Annotated in this window: 18 protein-coding genes; 15 read left to right on the top strand and 3 right to left on the bottom strand. The window is 62.9% G+C overall.

Annotated elements, in window-relative coordinates:
• Positions 1-61: 61 nt before the first annotated feature.
• The 3 genes from KCX70_RS05090 to KCX70_RS05080 all read left to right on the top strand — a co-directional run bounded on the left by KCX70_RS05090 (position 62) and on the right by KCX70_RS05080 (position 1,997).
• Positions 62-814, top strand: coding sequence for a class I SAM-dependent methyltransferase (locus KCX70_RS05090; protein WP_212619491.1), 753 nt, complete (start codon positions 62-64; stop codon positions 812-814).
• 8 nt (positions 815-822) lie between these two features.
• A complete protein-coding gene (locus KCX70_RS05085) occupies positions 823-1,095 on the top strand; it encodes a TfoX/Sxy family protein (RefSeq protein ID WP_021208360.1) in 273 nt (90 codons plus the stop codon).
• A 104-nt stretch (positions 1,096-1,199) separates the two neighbouring features.
• A complete protein-coding gene (locus KCX70_RS05080) occupies positions 1,200-1,997 on the top strand; it encodes a cyclic nucleotide-binding domain-containing protein (RefSeq protein WP_212619490.1) in 798 nt (265 codons plus the stop codon).
• 207 nt (positions 1,998-2,204) lie between these two features.
• On the opposite strand, the gene KCX70_RS05075 is transcribed toward KCX70_RS05080, so the two are convergent.
• Genes KCX70_RS05075 through KCX70_RS05065 form a run of 3 tightly spaced genes read right to left on the bottom strand, consistent with a single transcriptional unit; the run spans position 2,205 to position 4,901 of the window.
• Complete coding sequence (locus KCX70_RS05075) at positions 2,205-3,086, bottom strand: ChaN family lipoprotein (protein ID WP_102846923.1); 882 nt, start codon at positions 3,084-3,086, stop codon at positions 2,205-2,207.
• Between the two features lie 10 nt (positions 3,087-3,096).
• Positions 3,097-3,864 (bottom strand): heme ABC transporter ATP-binding protein, encoded by a 768-nt coding sequence (locus tag KCX70_RS05070; RefSeq protein WP_212619489.1) that lies wholly within the window; start codon positions 3,862-3,864, stop codon positions 3,097-3,099.
• The gene (locus tag KCX70_RS05065) at positions 3,864-4,901 is read right to left on the bottom strand and encodes a FecCD family ABC transporter permease (RefSeq protein ID WP_256437929.1); all 1,038 of its coding nucleotides are present in this window, start codon (positions 4,899-4,901) and stop codon (positions 3,864-3,866) included. Before KCX70_RS05065 ends, KCX70_RS05070 begins: the two co-directional genes overlap by 1 nt.
• A gap of 130 nt (positions 4,902-5,031) precedes the next feature.
• Here KCX70_RS05065 and KCX70_RS05060 point away from each other — a divergent pair, with 130 nt between their 5' ends.
• The 12 genes from KCX70_RS05060 to KCX70_RS05005 all read left to right on the top strand — a co-directional run bounded on the left by KCX70_RS05060 (position 5,032) and on the right by KCX70_RS05005 (position 19,730).
• Positions 5,032-5,355 carry a Rieske (2Fe-2S) protein gene (locus KCX70_RS05060; RefSeq protein WP_212619488.1) on the top strand — a complete coding sequence of 108 codons (324 nt, stop codon included), beginning with the start codon at positions 5,032-5,034 and terminating at the stop codon, positions 5,353-5,355.
• Between the two features lie 71 nt (positions 5,356-5,426).
• Positions 5,427-7,211: a protein-disulfide reductase DsbD gene (locus KCX70_RS05055; RefSeq protein WP_212619487.1), complete on the top strand. Its 1,785-nt coding sequence runs from the start codon at positions 5,427-5,429 to the stop codon at positions 7,209-7,211.
• A gap of 154 nt (positions 7,212-7,365) precedes the next feature.
• Complete coding sequence (gene aroQ / locus KCX70_RS05050) at positions 7,366-7,809, top strand: type II 3-dehydroquinate dehydratase (protein WP_102846926.1); 444 nt, start codon at positions 7,366-7,368, stop codon at positions 7,807-7,809.
• 74 nt (positions 7,810-7,883) lie between these two features.
• Positions 7,884-8,342, top strand: coding sequence for an acetyl-CoA carboxylase biotin carboxyl carrier protein (gene accB, locus KCX70_RS05045; protein WP_021208368.1), 459 nt, complete (start codon positions 7,884-7,886; stop codon positions 8,340-8,342).
• Positions 8,343-8,359: 17 nt separating this feature from the next.
• Complete coding sequence (accC, locus tag KCX70_RS05040) at positions 8,360-9,709, top strand: acetyl-CoA carboxylase biotin carboxylase subunit (RefSeq protein ID WP_021208369.1); 1,350 nt, start codon at positions 8,360-8,362, stop codon at positions 9,707-9,709.
• Between the two features lie 107 nt (positions 9,710-9,816).
• Positions 9,817-10,698 (top strand): 50S ribosomal protein L11 methyltransferase, encoded by an 882-nt coding sequence (prmA, locus tag KCX70_RS05035; RefSeq protein ID WP_212619486.1) that lies wholly within the window; start codon positions 9,817-9,819, stop codon positions 10,696-10,698.
• Positions 10,699-10,815: 117 nt separating this feature from the next.
• Positions 10,816-12,102, top strand: a complete 1,287-nt coding sequence (locus KCX70_RS05030) for a zinc-ribbon and DUF3426 domain-containing protein (RefSeq protein ID WP_212619485.1) — start codon at positions 10,816-10,818, stop codon at positions 12,100-12,102.
• A gap of 210 nt (positions 12,103-12,312) precedes the next feature.
• Entirely contained in the window at positions 12,313-13,326 is a 1,014-nt protein-coding gene (gene dusB / locus KCX70_RS05025) for a tRNA dihydrouridine synthase DusB (RefSeq protein ID WP_021208372.1), read from the top strand.
• On the top strand, positions 13,323-13,643 hold the full coding sequence (gene fis / locus KCX70_RS05020) for a DNA-binding transcriptional regulator Fis (protein ID WP_021208373.1): 321 nt from the start codon (positions 13,323-13,325) through the stop codon (positions 13,641-13,643). The genes dusB and fis overlap by 4 nt, the downstream gene beginning before the upstream one ends.
• Positions 13,644-13,725: 82 nt before the next feature.
• Positions 13,726-15,330, top strand: coding sequence for a bifunctional phosphoribosylaminoimidazolecarboxamide formyltransferase/IMP cyclohydrolase (gene purH, locus KCX70_RS05015; protein WP_212619484.1), 1,605 nt, complete (start codon positions 13,726-13,728; stop codon positions 15,328-15,330).
• Between the two features lie 197 nt (positions 15,331-15,527).
• Positions 15,528-16,817 (top strand): phosphoribosylamine--glycine ligase, encoded by a 1,290-nt coding sequence (gene purD, locus KCX70_RS05010; protein ID WP_212619483.1) that lies wholly within the window; start codon positions 15,528-15,530, stop codon positions 16,815-16,817.
• Between the two features lie 102 nt (positions 16,818-16,919).
• Positions 16,920-19,730, top strand: a complete 2,811-nt coding sequence (locus KCX70_RS05005) for a hybrid sensor histidine kinase/response regulator (RefSeq protein WP_212619482.1) — start codon at positions 16,920-16,922, stop codon at positions 19,728-19,730.
• The last annotated feature ends 7 nt before the right edge of the window (positions 19,731-19,737 follow it).

The raw sequence follows: 19,737 nt of genomic DNA, 5'->3' as shown, positions 1-19,737 counted from the left end.
CGCCTGTGGAAGCCGACCATGTCACACTGCGTTCTGCCATCGGGGCTAATGGACTGTCGCCATGGGTGACAGTGTCCGGCTTTTCTCGATTCGTCCCGACGATTACGCCCAATTTCGCCCGACGTATCCTGACAGCCTGTTCGACTGGCTCGCCCAACAGTGCGAGCACACTCGATGTGCGCTCGATGTCGCCGCCGGCAGCGGCCAGGCAACGCTCGCGCTCTTGCCCCATTTCGAGATGGTTTGCGCTTGCGACGCCAGCCTCGATCAGCTCAACGGCCTGGCAGACTGGAGCGGTGCATGGCGTTTCGCCGCCCAGGGCGAACGACTGCCGCTGCGCGACGGCGTGATCGACCTGCTGGTGGTTGCGCAGGCGCTGCACTGGTTCGCAACGCCCGCCTTTTTTTCCGAAGCAAAACGCGTGCTTGCCGCCGACGGCCTGTTCTGCGCCTGGTGCTACAGCCTGCTGCGGATCGAGCCGACGCTCGACGCCGTCATCGACTGCCTGTATGGCGAAACCCTGAAGGGCTATTGGCCTCCCGGCCGTGCCAGCGTCGACGCGGGTTATCGCGACGTCCAGGCGCCCTTCGCCACCATCGATTCCCCGGACTTCGCTATCGAGGTGCACTGGACCCTGCCGCAGCTGCTCGGCTACCTGCGCACCTGGTCTGCGGTGAAGCAATGGCAGCAAGTCCACGGATGGGATCCAGTGACAGAGCTGGAGCCCGAACTGCTACGACTGTGGGGCGCGCCAGGGCAGCAACGTTGCATTCGCTGGCCGCTTCATGTTCTCGCCGGCTATCCGGGCCGATAGGAGCGATCATGCACGACGAACTGCTGACGCTGAGGAATCTCGGCAAGACATCCGCCCAATGGCTGCACGCCTCCGGCATTCATACTGCGGAGGATCTGCGCCGGCTCGGCGCTGTCGGCGCCTATCAGGCGGTCAAGGCACGCGGTTTCAGCGCGTCGCGAGTACTGCTCTACGCGATCGAGGGTGCACTACGGGACGTCAATTGGAAGGAGCTGCCCGCAGCGCTCAAGAGTGAGCTCAATCAGCATCTGGCAAGTCAAGATCACCGAGACCAGAGCTAGCTCACAACCCCGACACGGCGCGATTTACTCGGACCAACGGCAGCTTTATCGTGACTACGCGCACTGCTCGATCTCTGCGAGCTCGCCTGTCAAGGATTGTCGTCATGTATCTACTCGGGGAACAACCGGCGTACGCCGACCAGCTGATCAACCGCTTGCAGGGAATCCCCGCGCAATTGCTGGAAGGCCTGACGCCCGCCGCATCCGCTCTCGAGGTCAAAGGCACCGATGACCTGGAGGATGCGCTACCCAAGCAACAGCTATTCATCATCGAGAGCGGCTTGCTGCACGCCGTGGTGGATGACAAACCCTTGTTCTATCTGCAGGAGGGAGACCTGCTTGGCCTGCGCCAGGGCATAGAGCTGCCAATCTGTCGTTATCGCAGTGACGAAGCCATCCGCCTGATTCCCTACTCGCGCAGCGCCGTGTTTCAGCATATTCATGCCGATCAGCGGAGGCAGGAACTATTCACCCAGTACCTGATCGGCCAGACCGCGCTGTTGTCCGACGCCCTCGCGCGGCTCAAGCAACCCGAGATTCACCCTACGACCGGCTTCCAGCACTTCGCAGCCGGAGAAGAACTGATCCGCCAGGGAGACGATGCGGACAACGTCTTCATCATCATCGAAGGGCACGCCGAAGCGATCGTCGACGGGCAGAAGGTCGGTGATGTGCAGCGCGACGAGATTTTCGGCGCAATGGCCGTGTTTACCCAGGAGAAACGCAGCGCCACTGTGATCGCCACCTCGCCCTGCACCGTCATGCTGATTCCCAAGGAACAGTTTCTCGGGCTGATGCAGAGCAACCCGAAGATCGCGCACAGCCTGATAGAAAGCATGGCCCGACGCATTGATCTGCTCAACAAGGAAGTGACTCGACTGCGTCTGCCGCTCACTGCATAGCGCCAGCCAAAAAGCCGTCCAGTTTTTTTCCAACAACTGTTGACTAGATAATGAGAATTGTTATTATTAGCACCACTGGTCGCGAGATCAGCTGGTAACTGGAAGCCCAGGCAGTCGGACTTTCAGGTTATCTCCTCATCAGGCTAATCACGGTTTTGACCCGGCTTTTTGCCGGGTCTTTTTTTTGTCCGCCTGTCAAGCAAACCGCTACTCGGCCCTTTCGCCAAACTGGGCGCACACATCCTGCCGTGTCTGGGCGGGAGTGAACCAGACGAAGTCAGCCTGTTCCGCCTGTATGTCCTCACCGACCTCGGCGAGCATCAGCACCTGAACGCCGTGACGCGCAGAGTCGGCCATGTGCAGCGGCACGCCGAGGTCGCGTCGCACGTGAAAGGCACCCGCAAACAACAGCGCGGGCTTGGGCGCAGCCTGCAGCCGTTCGGCCATCCGACGGTCACGCTGCTGCTGCACGGCCAACATGGCCGGTAGTTGTGTTTCCGGCAGTTTGTCGCAGTGGGACACCCGAATCTGTGCAAGCAACTCGCTCTGCACAGGCACCGCAGCTGCAAGGCCAGACAAGGTTGGCGGATCGCGATAAATGGCTTTGATCTCACTGCGATCCAGATTGGCCGACAGCAATGGATAGGGCTGCGCCAACGCATACTCGATCACTGGCGCGTACAGCTCCCAGCTCCACCCCCGCTGCCACTGCAATGCCGCAGGCAAATCCTCGGGCCACACCCCTCGCCTGATCGACGCCTGCGCCTGGGCGACACTGGCCTGTTGATCCGGATCGATCATTTCCATCAGCAGGCTGCCTTGCGCGCGGCGCTGCGCCAATGCCTCCAGAAGCCAGCGCTGCAGGCTGTGATGGTCGGGGTTGTCATGACGTTCGCCAACCAGCACCTGATCGGCATCGGCCAGTGCGGTTACCAGACGCTGCGCCGACAACGTCTCGCCAGTGCGCAGGTCGATGATTCGCCCGAGATCGGCATGATCGCGGCCCTCCGGGCTCTGCCAGGGCGTCAGCGGTGGCGTCGACTGGCAGCCGGCGAGCAGTAGCAGAACGATGAGCGAGAAGGTTTTCATCGACAGTTCCTTAGCGTGCAATGACCAACGGGTGTCCCCGCTCCGGGTGTCGCTGAATAAGCACATCGAGGCCGAATACGGCTTTCAATGGTTCGGCCTGCAACACCTGCTCGGGGGTGCCAATCACCCTGGCGCACCCGTCCGCCAGCAATAGCAGGCGATCACAGTAGCGCGCAGCGAGATTGAGATCATGCAAGATCACCAATACCGCGCCGCCTCGCTCGGCGAATTCGCGGACAGCGCGCAGGATGCTGTGCTGATGCAAAGGGTCGAGCATGGCGGTCGGCTCGTCGAGCAGCAGCGTTTGCCCAGGTCGCCCCGGCCACAGCTGCGCGAGTACCCGTGCCAGGTGGACGCGCTGTTGTTCGCCGCCCGATAGCGTCAGGTAGTTGCGCCGCGCAAGATGCTGCGCATCGGCTGCCCTCAGGGCGGCGGCGACGATATCGCGGTCCTCGTCACGCCCGCTGTCGTGGGGCGATCGACCGAGACCGACCACCTCGTCGACCCGGAACGCAAAATTCAACGACGAACTCTGCGGCAGCACCGCCAGGCAACGCGCTCGCTCGGCTCCGTTCCACACCGCCAACGAGCGTCCCTGTAACGACACCTCACCGGCGCTGGGGACCAGTTCGCCGCTCAACGCACCGAGCAAGGTGCTCTTGCCCGCGCCGTTGGGGCCCAACACGCCCAGCACCTCGCCCGGCGGCAGCTGCAGGTCGATATCGGCCAGCACCGTTGACGTCCCGCGCCGTACCGAGACCTGTTGCGCACGAAGCATCAGCGCCGCCCCCGCAACAACAGGTAGAGAAAGAAAGGCGCCCCCAGTAGAGCGGTCACGATGCCGATAGGTAGTTCCGCAGGGGCGAGCAGCAAACGCGCCAACAGGTCGGCCAGCAATAACAGGCTGCCTCCGGCCAGGGCCGAGGCCGGCAACAACAGGCGGTGGTCCGGGCCCGTCATCAGTCGCACCAGGTGCGGAACCACCAGGCCTACGAAACCGATCATGCCAGCCGCGGCTACGGCCGCGCCAACCCCCAGCGCCGTGCACAGCACCAGTTCGCGCTTGAGCCGCTCTACGTCGAAACCCAGATGACGCGCTTCGGACTCGCCCAGCAGCAACGCATTGAGCGCTCGAGCTCGACGAGGCAACCAACAGACCACGCCGAACGCCACCAGCAGCAGCGGCCACAATCGTGCATAACTGGCGCCGTTGAGGCTGCCTAGGTTCCAGAAGGTCAAGGTGCGCAGCGTGCTGTCGTCAGCAAGGTAGGTGAACAGACCAATCACCGCGCCGGCCAAGGCGGTCAATGCGATTCCGGCGAGCAGCATCGTGGGGACCTGGGTATGGCCGTCGCGACGACCGAGGCGATACACCAGCGCGGTCACACCAAGGCCGCCGCCGAAGGCGCTCAGCGACAGCAGGTAGGGCTCCAGCCATGGCGCAATGCCGCCCACCAGGTTGCCGCCGATGATCGTTACCGCAGCGCCCAGCGCAGCACCGCTGGAGACGCCGATCAGCCCCGGATCGGCCAGCGGATTGCGAAACAGCCCCTGCATGGCCACGCCGGACAGCGCCAGTACCGCGCCCACGCTAAGGCCGAGCAAGGTTCGCGGCAACCTGATCTGGCCGAGGATGAGTTCGGCGGGCCCGACGTGATCAGCGCCGAACGGAGCGGCAAGCAGACGCCACATGGCGTCGAACGTCTCGCCGAGTGACAGACTGACCGGCCCCAGCGCCAGAGACAACCAGAACGCTATCAGCCACAGCAGGCCCAGCGACAGGAACAAGGAACGTGCAGACAGTGCAGGGCTCATCGGGGACGCCGCCAGTCGATAGTCGACGCGCAGGATAAAAGCCAGTCAAGCTGGCTGCCAGCCCTATCAGTCACGCCTACTCCAACGACCGGCACCTGGGCGATACTCTGGCGCACGAAGGAGGACATCCATGTTTCGATTGTGCGCCACCGCCGACGTCGCCGAAGGCCAGAGCAAAGGGTTGGAAAGCCAGGGGCAACGTCTGCTCGCGGTACGCAAGGAGGGCGTTCTGTACGTCTACGAGAACCGCTGCCCACATCGAGGCATACCGCTGGAATGGCAACCCGATCAGTTTCTCGACAGCAGTGGCAGTCTGATCCAGTGCGCCACTCACGGCGCGTTATTCCTCATCGATAGCGGCGAGTGCGTGGCTGGTCCCTGCTCCGGCCAGACCCTGCGCGCGCTGCCGGTCGTCGAGCGCGACGGCGTTGTCTGGTTGCAAAACGATCAATAGTGCGACGTTGCGCCCGGGCGACGATTCGCCGCGTTGGGTATCATGGCGACACTGCACCCTGTGAGATGACCATGCGCCGTTTGCTGAGTCTGCTGATCCTGCTGTTTGCCCTTCCTGCCGCTGCCGGCCTGTTCGATACCCGCCCCAGCGCCACCCTGGGCGGGCTTAACAACAGTGCGGATTTCCTGCCCGTGCGCGAGGCCTTCCGCCTGAGCGTGCTCGACACCGCCCCTGGACAGATCAAACTGCGCTTCGTCGCGGCAGAGGGCTACTACCTATACCGTCACCGCTTCCAGTTCAAAGCCAGGGATGCCGACGTCGTCATCGAAGAGGCCAAGCTCCCAGCCGGCAAGCAGAAGACCGACGACTACTTCGGCGAGGTCGAGGTCTATTACGGTGTGCTCGATGTCGACCTGCCGCTGCGCAACCCCGCGGGCATGCCCTTTACCCTGCAGGTCACCTATCAAGGGTGCGCCGACAAGGGGCTGTGCTACCCGCCCGAGACCCAGGCATTCGAGATCGACGGAGCCGCTGCCGCCGCACCCTCCTCTGCCATTGCAGCCGGACCGACAAGCGATCAAGGCGCGGCGCTGTCCTGGCGTTCGGTGGCGCTGTTCTTCCTCGCTGGCCTGGGCCTGACGTTCACCCCCTGCGTGCTCCCCATGCTGCCCATTCTGTCGGGCGTGGTATTGCGCGGACAGATCGGCGGCATGCGCGCCTTCCTGCTGTCGCTTGCTTATGTTCTGCCTATGGCCGGTGGCTTCGCCTTGCTGGGTGCGCTGATGGGCGTATTCGGCGCGGAACTCAATTTGCAGGCACGCCTGCAGTCGCCCTGGATTCTGGTTCCGTTCGCATTGTTCTTCGTGGCATTCGCCCTGGCGATGTTCGGCCTGTTCGAATTGCGGCTGCCACAGGTCATGGGCTCACGGCTGGAGCGCATCGCAGGTAACGCCAAGGGCGGCTCGTTCATGGGTGCGTCCTTGCTGGGCGCGGTATCCAGCCTGCTGGTCTCGCCCTGCGTATCGGCGCCGCTGGCCGGAGCACTGCTTTACATCAGCGCCAGCGGAGACGCTCTGGGCGGCGGTCTGAAGCTGTTCGCACTCGGCCTCGGTATGGGCACTCCACTGGTCCTGTTCGCCATCGGCGGCGGCGCGCTTTTGCCAAAGAGTGGCCCGTGGATGGTTATCGTGCGCAACGTGTTCGGCGTCTTGCTGCTCGCAGTGGCCGTATGGATGCTCGAACGCGTCCTGCCTGGCGCCTTGGCGCTTGCACTGTGGGGTTTGCTGGCGGCCGGCACGGCGCTGTTTCTCGGCACCCTGGAATTCGGTCAGAAGACGCCCAGGCAGAAGCTGGCACAGTTGCTGGGGCTGGTTCTGCTGGTTTATGGGCTGGCGGCGTGGATCGGCGCATTGCAAGGCGGCTCCGATCCGCTGCGACCACTGCCCCGCTCGACCTCGGCAGTTGTCGGCAGCGTCGCCAGCGAAAACGACAGCTGGTACACGGTTTCCACGCCGGAGGCACTCGATGCTCAACTCGAAGCCGCGCGTGCCGCCGCACAACCGCTGATACTCGACTGGTATGCCGACTGGTGCATCAGCTGCAAGGTCATCGAGCGCGAGGTATTCGCCGATCCGCAAATCACGCCGCGCCTGGCCGGCTACCGTCTGATTCGCTTCGATATCACCGACAGCAACCCGGCGCAGCGAGCGCTGCTCGATCGCTACAAGCTGTTCGGCCCGCCGGCGATCCTGTTCTTCGCTCCGGATGGACAGGAGCTGGCTCAGGCACGGGTCGTCGGTGAAATCGATGCCAGCCAATTCGCGCAACGACTGGACCGTGCTGAAGCTGGCCGCTAGTCAGGTTTCCTTGCAGCAATCTCCAGCCATAATGCAGGCATTTACGCCGATCAAGACATGACTGGACAGTCAGCCCCCGCTTCGGGCATAGTTTTTCCTTTCACCAATCGTGCCCCTCGTTAACCTCGATTGGCTAGAACAACAAGGAATGCTCATGGCGACGCTTCTGGTCCTTCACGGCCCGAATCTGAATTTGCTTGGTACGCGCGAACCCGGCGTCTACGGCGCAACGACCCTGGCGCAGATCAACCAGGATCTGGAGCAACGGGCCCGCGACGCCGGCCATCATCTGCTGTATCTGCAATCCAACGCCGAGTACGAACTGATCGAACGCATCCATGCCGCGCGCAGCGAAGGCGTGGACTTCATCCTGATCAATCCCGCTGCCTTTACCCACACCAGCGTCGCATTACGTGACGCGCTGCTGGCAGTGAGCATCCCATTCATCGAAGTGCACCTGTCAAACGTGCACAAGCGTGAACCTTTCCGCCATCACTCCTACTTCTCGGATGTCGCGGTAGGGGTGATCTGCGGCCTTGGCGCCAGCGGCTACCGCCTGGCATTGGAGGCCGCCCTGGAACAACTCGCTGCTTCCTGACAGGCCCGTGCCACGCACGGCCTCGAAGAAGCGAGCAGCAATGCCCTTCGAACTTACTTGGGAGTCACCGCTTCATGGATATTCGCAAAGTCAAGAAACTGATCGAGCTGCTGGAAGAGTCCGGTATCGACGAGCTGGAAATTCACGAGGGCGAAGAATCCGTTCGCATCAGCCGCCACAGCAAGCAAGTGGCCATGCAACAGCCTTACTACGCCCAGGCGCCGATGCCCGCCCCCGCAGCAGCTCCGGCCGCCGCCCCAGCCGCCGCTGACGCCGCCCCTGCACAACCGAAACTCAACGGCACCGTCGTGCGCTCGCCGATGGTCGGCACCTTCTACCGCGCCTCTTCTCCGGAAGCGGCAAGCTTCGTCGAAGTCGGTCAGAGCGTTAAGAAGGGCGACATCCTTTGCATCGTCGAGGCGATGAAAATGATGAACCACATCGAGGCCGAAACCAGCGGCACCATCGAATCCATCCTGGTGGAGAATGGTCAGCCGGTCGAATACGACCAGCCGCTGTTCACCATCGTTTGAACCGCGGAGAGCCAACGATGTTGGAAAAAGTATTAATCGCCAACCGCGGTGAAATTGCCCTGCGGATTTTGCGAGCCTGCAAAGAGCTGGGCATCAAGACCGTCGCGGTGCATTCCACCGCCGATCGCGAGCTGATGCACCTGGCCCTGGCGGATGAGTCCGTCTGCATTGGCCCAGCCCTTGCGACCAACTCCTACCTGCACATCCCGGCGATCATTGCCGCCGCGGAAGTGACCGGAGCCACGGCGATTCACCCTGGCTATGGTTTTCTCGCCGAGAACGCCGACTTTGCCGAGCAGGTGGAAAAGTCCGGCTTCGCCTTCGTCGGGCCGAGAGCCGAAACCATCCGCCTGATGGGCGACAAAGTGTCGGCCAAGGACGCCATGATCAAGGCCGGCGTTCCGGTGGTACCAGGCTCCGACGGCCCGCTTCCCGAAGATGAAGCCGAAGCGCTGCGTATCGCCCGCGAAGTCGGCTACCCGGTAATTATCAAAGCGGCAGGTGGCGGCGGTGGTCGCGGGATGCGTGTCGTCTATCAGGAAGAAGACCTGATCAAGTCGGCCAAGCTGACCCGTACCGAGGCTGGCGCTGCATTCGGCAACCCGATGGTCTATCTGGAGAAGTTCCTGGGCAACCCACGCCACGTGGAAGTCCAGGTGCTGTCCGACGGCCAGGGCAACGCCATCCATCTGGGCGACCGGGACTGCTCGCTGCAGCGGCGGCATCAGAAGGTCCTGGAAGAGGCGCCAGCACCATATATCGACGAAAAGGCGCGTGCCGAAGTACTCAAGCGCTGCACCGACGCCTGCGTCGAGATCGGCTACCGTGGCGCCGGCACCTTCGAGTTTCTCTACGAGGACGGGCGCTTCTACTTCATCGAAATGAACACTCGCGTCCAGGTCGAACACCCCGTCACCGAGATGGTGACCGGCGTGGATATCGTCAAGGAAATGCTCAGCATTGCCGCCGGCAACAAGCTGTCGGTCAAGCAGGAAGATGTGGTGATTCGCGGCCATTCGCTGGAGTGCCGCATCAATGCCGAGGACCCGTCGAACTTCCTGCCCAGCCCGGGCAAGGTCAAGCATTTCCATGCGCCTGGCGGCAACGGCGTACGGGTCGATTCGCATCTGTACAGCGGCTATTCGGTACCGCCGAACTATGACTCGCTGATCGGCAAGCTGATCACCTACGGGGCCACGCGGGAAGAAGCCATGGCGAGAATGCGCAATGCCCTGGACGAGATCGTCGTCGATGGCATCAAGACCAACATCCCGCTGCACCGGGATCTGGTGCGCGATCCAGGTTTCTGCAAGGGTGGCGTGAACATCCATTACCTGGAAAAGAAGCTGGGAATGGACAAGCACTAACATTTTCAAAAACGTAAAAACGCTGAAGGCTGCAGGCCGGACGAAAAGCGGAGCAAATCCGCGATCTCGTTCAGCCTCCAGCCTTCAGCCGTTTTCATGAGGTATTTATGCCCTGGTTACAGCTCCGTCTCGCCATCTCTCCGGAACAGGCGCAAACCCTCGAAGACGCACTATTGGGCGTCGGCGCAGTCTCGGTCACCTTCATGGATGCCGAAGACCAGCCCATATTCGAGCCGGATCTCGGCACCACGCCGCTGTGGTCACGCACTCATCTGTTAGCGCTGTTCGAATCGGACGTCGACGAGGCCAACCTGCTTGCCCACCTGGAACTGCTGGTCGGTGGCCCGCTACCTGAGCACCAGCTCGAGCACATCGAAGACCAGGACTGGGAGCGCAGCTGGATGGACAACTTTCACCCGATGCGTTTCGGCCAGAGGCTGTGGATCGTACCCAGCTGGCACGCCGAACCCGAGCCGGATGCGGTGAACTTGCTGCTCGACCCCGGCCTCGCGTTCGGCACGGGAACCCATCCGACCACCGCGCTGTGCCTGGAGTGGCTGGACGCACAGCCGCTGGACGGCATGCAGGTGCTGGATTTCGGTTGCGGGTCAGGCATCCTGGCCATCGCGGCGCTGCTTCTGGGGGCCGAACACGCCGTGGGCACCGACATCGACGTTCAGGCTCTGGAAGCCTCGCGTGATAATGCCGGCCGCAACGGCATCGATCCGGCGCGCTTCCCGCTTTATCTGCCAGAGCAACTGCCACAGGGTCAGGCCGACGTGGTGGTCGCCAATATCCTCGCCGGGCCGCTTGTCGCCTTGGCGCCACGCATCATCGAGCGGGTCAAGCCGGGTGGCCGTCTGGCGCTGTCCGGCATTCTGCGCGAACAGGCCGAAGAGGTCCGCAGCGCCTATACAAGCCAGTTCGACCTGGACCCGACCGCCGAGAAGGACGGCTGGGTACGAATCACTGGCGTCCGCCGTCGCTAATCTCACCCTCGGCACCGAGCGGGACGTGCAAGCACGGCTGCATACCCGCCACGTGCCGCCACTGCCGCTCATCGGTGCGCATGCGCTAGACTACCGGCATTTGCGCCGGACCAACGCATGACCAGTTTCATCACCCAGTGCCCCCAATGCCGCACCAGCTTCCGCGTCAGCCGCACACAGCTCATCGCGGCCCATGGCGTGGTCCGGTGCGGTGCGTGCATGGAGCTCTTCAATGCGGCCCGTCACCTGCAAGAGGACGCAAGGGCAGCCGGCACCACGACCACATCCGCCGCGACCGGACGCACCGATCCCGTTCAGGCAGTGCCCGCGCCGCCTCCCGCTAAGCCGGCAAGCAAAGACGAAACGCGCTGGATCCACGACGAGCTAGACCTCGACAGCCTTGATCTCGACGAGGAGTTGGCAAAGCTCGAGCGACAGGAACTGGAGCTGTCGAACGAATCGCTCGAACTGCAGCCATCGTCCGGTGGTGGCGCATCAGCGACCGTGCAGAACCGATCGCACATCGATGACGAAGCTTGGGCCGAGCGACTGCTGGCCACCGAAGGCGATACACCGGCCACCGACCGCCCCGTACAGGCGGAGGCAGCGGCGGCTGGCGCCCCGACTTCAGGCACTACGAGCTTACATTTTACGCCCGTAAGCGCCGAACACCCTGCTCCGCCAAGCCCACTGAAGGGCGCGCGCGGCCTGCTGGCCGAACCGCTCGATGCAAGCGGTCGCATCGAGCCGGTGTTCGATGGCGTGGTCGAGACCGATGACGAGCTCCTGCACACTGACCTGCCGGCTGATAACGCTGAACGCGAGCCGGCGACGGACCTGGCACCAAACCGGGATGGCAACGACCCGCTGTTCGAACTCGACGACGAACCGCTGCAGCTCGACTGGCAAGCGCGCCGGCGGCCCTGGGCCCGCTGGTTCGGCTGGGGCCTGCTGAATCTGATCGCCTTGCTGGTGCTCGTCGCGCAATACGTGACCTACAACTTTGACGAGCTGGCACGCCAGGACAGCTATCGGCCATGGCTTGAGCGAATCTGCCCGACTTTCGGTTGCGAGCTGCCGCCCAGGGTCGACGTCAGCCAGATCAAGAGCAGCAATCTGGTAGTGCGTAGCCACCCCGACTTCGCTGGAGCCTTGGTGGTCGATGCGATCATCTACAACCGCGCGTCATTTGCCCAGCCGTTCCCCTTGCTTGAAATCCGCTTCGATGACATCAACGGAAAGATGCTGGCGCGCCGCACGTTCAAGCCCGGCGAGTACCTATCCGGCGAGCTGGCGGGCCAGCGCGAAATGCCCTCGCAGATCCCGATCCACATCGCGCTTGACATACTCGACCCAGGCGCCAAAGCCGTGAACTACAGTTTGAGTTTTCGCTCCCCCGAGTAGCCGCTCGCCCGGCTGTACAACGCGGCAGGTGCCCTGCTTCCAGGGGTCGCCCGCCGCACGGCGTGCCGATTCAGCTTCCGGTTATAAGCTTCAAGCTGCTCAGAATTTGTTCAGAACAGCCTTTAACCCGTCATCCGGAGCGGGTATTATGCTCACCCTTTTTTGCTGTCCCGATCGACCTAACAAGCAGGCTCCAGGCAGGGAATCTTCATGTCAGCGGTACGCATCGGCCCCTATACCCTTCCGAATCGATTGATCCTCGCGCCCATGGCCGGCGTGACCGATCAGCCGTTCCGCCAGTTGTGCCGCCGCCTCGGCGCCGGCCTGGTGGTATCGGAAATGGTGACCAGCGATGTCCGCCTGTGGAACAGCCGCAAATCGCGCCTGCGCCTGCTGCATGAAGGGGATCCAGAGCCGCGCTCCGTGCAGATCGCCGGAGGCGATCCGCAGATGCTGGCTGAGGCCGCCGCTCGCAACGTCGAGCTGGGGGCTCAGATCATCGACATCAACATGGGTTGTCCGGCGAAGAAGGTTTGCAACAAAGCGGCCGGGTCGGCGCTGATGAAGGATGAAGGGCTGGTCTCGGCCATTCTCGAAGCGGTGGTCGGCGCGGTCGATGTACCGGTGACGCTGAAGATCCGCACCGGCTGGGACAGACAGAACAAGAACGGACTCACGGTGGCGAAGATCGCCGAACAATCCGGAATCGCTGCATTGGCCGTGCATGGCCGTACGCGCGCCGACCTATACACAGGCGAGGCCGAGTACGACACCATCGCTGCGATCAAGCAGGCGGTATCGATCCCGGTATTTGCCAACGGGGATATCGACACACCCTTGAAAGCACGCCAGGTACTGCAAGCGACAGGCGCCGATGGGCTGCTGATCGGACGGGCGGCTCAGGGCAGGCCGTGGATTTTCCGCGAGATCGATCATTATCTGGCAACCGGCGAGCTGCTAGCGCCGCCGGACCTGGCCGAGGTCGAGCGCATCTTGCTGGAGCACCTGCGTGCCCTGCATGCCTTCTATGGCGACGTCATGGGCGTGCGCATCGCGCGCAAGCATGTCAGCTGGTATCTCGCGACACTTCCCGGCGCGCGCGAATACCGCGCCCGGTTCAATGGTTTGGAAGACAGGGACGCGCAATGCGCCAGTGTTCGGGCATTTCTGGCCGAACGCCGAACAGGCCCTGACTCAGGGGATGGAAAAGGGGTGGCTGCATGACGCTGTTGAACGAAACACTGCTAACTGGAACAACATCCGTGAGCGACAACGTGAACCTCAAGCAACACCTCAATACGCCGAGCGAAGCAGGCCAGACCCTGCGCGGTAGCGTTGAAAAGGCGTTGCACAACTATTTCGCCCATCTCGAAGGCGCTGACGTCACGGACGTTTACAACCTGGTGCTTTCCGAGGTGGAGGCACCGCTACTGGAAACCGTGATGAATTACGTCAAGGGCAACCAGACCAAAGCCTCCGAGCTGCTGGGCCTGAACCGCGGCACCCTTCGCAAGAAACTCAAGCAGTACGACCTTCTCTGATCAGTGGCAAGCTCCGATGGAACGGCGCGAGCCGTCCCCCGGGAGCTTTCCGCTTGAAGCCTGTAGCTCCTAGGAACTGTCTATGACCGACCAAAGCACCCGCCTTCCAGTCCGCCGCGCGTTGATCAGCGTGTCCGACAAGACCGGCGTCGTTGACTTCGCCCGCGAACTCGTCGCCCTGGGCGTCGAGATTCTTTCCACCGGCGGCACCTTCAAGCTGCTGCGCGAGCACGACATCGCCGCGGTAGAAGTGGCCGACTACACCGGCTTCCCGGAAATGATGGACGGCCGGGTAAAGACCCTGCATCCGAAGATCCACGGCGGCATTCTCGGCCGTCGCGATGTCGACGGCGCGGTCATGGCAGAGCACGGCATCAACCCGATCGATCTGGTCGCAGTCAACCTCTACCCCTTCGCCGCTACGGTCGCCAAGCCCGGCTGCACCCTGCCGGACGCCATCGAGAACATCGATATTGGCGGGCCGACCATGGTCCGCAGCGCCGCGAAGAACCACAAGGACGTCGCCATCGTGGTCAATGCCGATGACTACGCCAACGTCATCGAGAACTTGCAGAGCGGCGGCCTGACCTATGCCCAGCGCTTCGATCTGGCGCTCAAGGCCTTCGAACACACCGCGTCCTACGACGGCATGATCGCCAACTACCTGGGCACCGTCGACCAGAGCGCCGAAACCCTTTCCACCGAAGGCCGCAGCCTGCTGCCACGCACCTTCACCACTCAGTTCGTCAAAGCGCAGGACATGCGCTACGGCGAGAATCCGCATCAGATCGCCGCGTTCTACGTCGAAACCGCCGATGAAGCCTGCATTGCCACGGCCCGCCAGCTGCAGGGCAAGGAGCTGTCCTTCAACAACGTCGCCGATACCGACGCGGCGCTGGAGTGCGTGAAGAGCTTCGTCAAGCCGGCCTGCGTCATCGTCAAGCACGCCAACCCCTGCGGCGTCGCGGTGGTTCCGGAAGACGAAGGCGGCATCCGCCAGGCCTATGAACTGGCCTACGCCACCGACAGCGAGTCGGCATTCGGCGGCATCATCGCCTTCAACCGTGAGCTGGACGGCGAGACCGCCAAGGCCATCGTCGATCGTCAGTTCGTCGAGGTAATCATCGCGCCGAGCATTTCTGCCGAAGCTCGCGAGGTGGTCGCGAGCAAAGCGAATGTACGCCTGCTCGAATGCGGCCAGTGGCCAGCCGAGCGAGCGCCGGGCTGGGACTTCAAGCGCGTCAATGGCGGCCTGCTGGTGCAGAGCCGCGACATCGCGATGATCGGCGCAGCCGATCTCAAGGTGGTCACCCAGCGCGCGCCCTCCGAGCAGGAAATCCATGACCTGATTTTCGCCTGGAAAGTGGCCAAGTTCGTCAAGTCCAACGCCATCGTCTACGCCAAGAATCGCCAGACCGTCGGCGTTGGCGCCGGCCAGATGAGCCGTGTCAATTCCGCGCGTATCGCCGCGATCAAGGCCGAGCACGCCGGGCTGCCGGTTCAGGGCGCCGTGATGGCGAGCGATGCCTTCTTCCCCTTCCGCGATGGCATCGACAATGCAGCCAAGGCCGGCATCACCGCGGTTATCCAGCCCGGCGGCTCGATGCGTGATGCCGAGGTGATCGCCGCTGCGGACGAAGCCGGTATTGCCATGGTATTCACCGGCATGCGCCACTTCAGGCACTAAAATTCGGCCGCACTCGGACAGGCATCTGCGGCGTTGCCCGATTCTCCCCCCATGCTCATTGCCAGAAGGCAACTCCGCTGGGTGAAGAATCGGGCGCCTTGCATCTACCAGCCCGATCGCGACCTCGGTATTCGTAGGTGGATAACGCTTCGCTTATCCACCAAGCGGGCTACCGGCCCGCCTCCCAGGAGAGACACATGAATGTACTGATCATCGGCAGCGGCGGCCGCGAGCACGCCTTGGCCTGGAAGGTCGCGCAGGACCCACGCGTCGAAAAGGTGTTCGTGGCCCCGGGCAACGCTGGCACCGCTACCGAAGCGAAGTGCGAGAACGTCGCCATCGACGTGCTGGCCATCGAGCAGCTGGCAGATTTCGCCGAGCAGAACGTGCAACTGACCATCGTCGGTCCGGAGGCCCCGCTGGTCAAAGGCGTGGTCGACCTGTTCCGCACGCGCGGTCTCGACTGCTTTGGGCCGACCGCCGCAGCGGCCCAGTTGGAAGGCTCGAAGGCCTTCACCAAGGATTTCCTGGCTCGTCACAAGATTCCCACGGCGGACTACCAGAACTTCACCGAGGTGGAGCCCGCCCTGGCCTATCTCCGTGAGAAAGGTGCGCCGATCGTGATCAAGGCCGACGGCCTGGCAGCAGGCAAAGGAGTCATCGTCGCGATGACTCTGGCAGAAGCCGAGGACGCCGTGCGCGACATGCTCTCCGGCAATGCCTTTGGCGATGCGGGTGCGCGGGTCGTGATCGAAGAGTTTCTCGACGGAGAAGAGGCCAGCTTCATCGTCATGGTCGACGGGGCCAATGTGCTGCCGATGGCCACCAGCCAGGACCACAAGCGCGTCGGAGACGGCGACACCGGTCCCAATACTGGCGGCATGGGCGCCTACTCCCCCGCACCGGTGGTCACGGCTGATGTCCACCAGCGCGTCATGGACGAGGTCATCTGGCCAACCGTCAAAGGTATGGCCGCCGAAGGTAACGTCTATACCGGCTTCCTTTACGCGGGCCTGATGATCGATCGCAACGGCGCGCCGAAGGTGATCGAGTTCAATTGCCGCTTCGGCGATCCGGAAACCCAGCCGATCATGCTGCGGTTGCAGTCCAGCCTGGTTCTGCTCGTCGAGGCGGCATTGGCCAAGGCACTGGACAAGATCGAGGCGCAGTGGGATCCGCGCCCGAGCCTCGGCGTGGTCCTTGCGGCAGGTGGCTATCCTGGCGACTACGCCAAAGGCACTCCAATCCGCGGGCTGGAAGCTGCCTCTCAATTGGACGGGAAGGTCTTCCATGCCGGTACTGCTTTGAAGGACGGCGCAGTAACCACGGCCGGTGGGCGGGTACTCTGCGCAACGGCGCTGGGCGAAACAGTGTCGGCGGCTCAGCAGAACGCCTACGCACTGGCCGCTCGCATCGAATGGGACGACCATTTCTATCGCCACGACATCGGTTACCGCGCCATTGCCCGCGAACAGGGCGAAAGCTAAACGAGATCGCGGCGTCCGCGCGTGGCAGTCGCTCGACTGCCACTGCGCGCACTTCCGCGTATCCTTGCGATGGTTATAATCGACCGTCACACCGCTGAAGGGATGCCACTCGTGCGTCGACTCTGGGTCGCCATTGCTTTTGCCTTCAGTCTTTTGCTGGCTGCACCGAGCCTATCGTCCGTATTTGCCGCGACCACCGAATCGACCTCGGTCACGCCGGGCAGCGATGCGTTGCCTACGACGGATTCGAACTGGCGGTTGCTGGTGGATCAGTCCGGCCTGCTGACACTCGGGGAAATCCTCGATCAGCGAAGCCTGTTCCAACGCATCGACCAACGCTCCTATGCGGCACCGGCGAGCGATAACGCTGTCTGGCTGCAGGTAAGCCTGCCCGCCTTTAGCCACCCGAATTGGCTATGGATGTTCGCGCCTCGGGTGCAATTGCTCGACTTCTATCTGCTACGTGACGGCCATATCGAGCGCCATGTGGAAACCGGCGAGTTGCGGCCACTGGAGTCCAGGCCCCTGCCCACTCGCGCTTATCTGTTCTCCCTGCCGAACGATGGCGCCCCCCGCGAAGCCTACATACGACTGCGCTCGTCGCATCCGATCATGGCGTGGTTCCGGACCGTCGATGAGACCGGCCTCGTAAAGCTGGCCATGCCGGCCTACCTGTTCGGAGCCCTGTTCGGCGCCCTGGCGCTGCTGATGATCTATAACCTGCTGCGCTTCGCCTATACCTTCAGCTACAGCCATGTATGGCTCGCCCTGCTGCACGGCGCCCTGCTGATCTGCGCCGTAGCCAACCTCGGCTTGCTGGCTGTCTGGTCACCGAAACTGTTCTACAGCCAGCCGCTGATTGCCGACATGGCGGCACTGCTGACCTGCGTCGCCTTGCTGGCATTCGCCTTCGGTTTCTTTTATCACCGCCGAACGCGATGGACCACCTGGCTGTTCGCGCTGTTGGCGAGCCTTGTCGGCGGGCTGGCGGCAACCATCCTGCTCAGCGGCCAACTCTGGTTCAGCTGGCTGATCTACGCCGCGGTGCTGATCACCGCCGTCAGCGTCACCGTCGTGGCCATCTATCACTGGCGGCAGCGTTACGATCCCGCCCGGCTGCTGGTCGCCGGCATGTTGCTGTTCGATGGCGCCTTCGTGCTCGTATTGCCGGTGCTGTTGGGCTTCAACCAGTTCGATCCCGACTGGCTGACCGGTGTCATGTTCAGCGTGGCCACCTGCTCCGGGCTGATCCTCAGCTTTGCATTGCTCGAGCGGCAGCGCCAGATCCAATCGGACAACCGTAACCAGCACACCGCCGAGGCCGTCATCAGCGCCGAGCTACGGACCAAGGCGGACTTTCTGGCGAAGATCAGCCATGAGATTCGCACCCCGATGAACGGCGTGCTGGGCATGAGCGAACTGTTGCTGGGTACCTCGCTGTCGGCCAAGCAGCGCGACTACGTACAGACGATTCACAGTTCCGGCAACGAGCTGCTTACCCTGATCAACGAGATCCTCGACATTTCCAAGCTCGAGTCCGGACAGATCGAACTGGACGACGTGCAGTTCGACCTCAATGCGTTGATCGAAGACTGCCTGAGTATCTTCCGTGCCAAGGCTGAGCAGCAGAAGGTCGAGCTGATCAGCTTCGTCCAACCGCAAATGCCGCACGTCGTGGCAGGCGACCCGACCCGACTGCGCCAGACGCTGCTCAACCTCCTCGAAAACGCCTTCAAACAGACCGAAGAAGGCGAGGTATTGCTGATCGCAGCGGTGGACGACCAAGAGGGGCAACCGCGCCTGCGCATCACCGTGCAGGACAGCGGTCGCCCACTGGAAGCCGAGGAGCGCGATGCACTGCTCAACGCCGCCCTGGATAGCCGCGACTTTCTCGCCGCCACCCGCCATGGCGGCCGCCTCGGGCTGATCATCGCCCGGCAGCTGGTTCATCTCATGGACGGCGAGTTCGGCATCCAGACGGGAGGTATCACGGGTAACACGCTCTGGATCAGCCTGCCGCTGGTAGCCAATCTTTCGGAGCAGCCGGGCAACGAGCTGGACGATGAGCTGAAAGGCGCGCGCCTGCTGGTGGTGGATGACAACGATACCTGCCGCAAGGTACTCAGCCAGCAATGCAGCAGTTGGGGCCTGGAGGTCAGCGCGGTGGCGTCGGGCAAAGAGGCACTGGCGCTATTGCGCACCAAGGCGCATCTGCGCGAGTACTTCGATGTGGTACTGCTCGACCAGGACATGCCAGGGATGACGGGTATGCAGCTGGCCAGCCGCATCAAGGAAGACTTCAGCCTCAACCATGACATCCTGCTGATCATGCTGACCGGCATGAGCAGCGCACCTAGCAAGGTCATCGCGCGTAACGCCGGAATCAAGCGCATTCTGGCCAAGCCCGTCGCCGGCTACACGCTCAAGACGACGCTGGCGGACGAACTGGCACGCCGCACCAGCGCCATCGCACGGGCCGCCAAGACCCAAGCCAGCACGCCGCTCCTAGTCCCTGGCGACTTCCGCATCCTGGTCGCCGAAGACAACACGATTTCGACCAAGGTGATCCGCGGCATGTTGAGCAAGCTCAATCTGAAACCGGATACCGCCAGCAACGGCGAGGAAGCGCTCGCCCTGATCAAGACGCAGCCTTACGACCTGGTGCTCATGGATTGTGAAATGCCAGTCATGGATGGTTTCGAGGCCACCGCACGGCTGCGCGCCTGGGAGGCCTCCGACGGACGGCCACGCACGCCGGTGGTCGCGCTGACGGCGCACATCCTAAGCGAACACCGTGAGCGTGCCCGCGAGGCAGGAATGGATGGCCATATGGCCAAACCGGTCGAGATGTCACAACTGCGCGAGCTGGTCGAGCACTGGGTTCGCGTCCGAGCGGCAGCGGCGGATCAGTAACCCGACG

Origin of the sequence: Stutzerimonas stutzeri, assembly GCF_018138085.1 — a bacterium.
In the GTDB taxonomy this organism is placed as follows: domain Bacteria; phylum Pseudomonadota; class Gammaproteobacteria; order Pseudomonadales; family Pseudomonadaceae; genus Stutzerimonas; species Stutzerimonas stutzeri_AI.
This window is presented reverse-complemented; position numbering and strand designations above follow the sequence as displayed.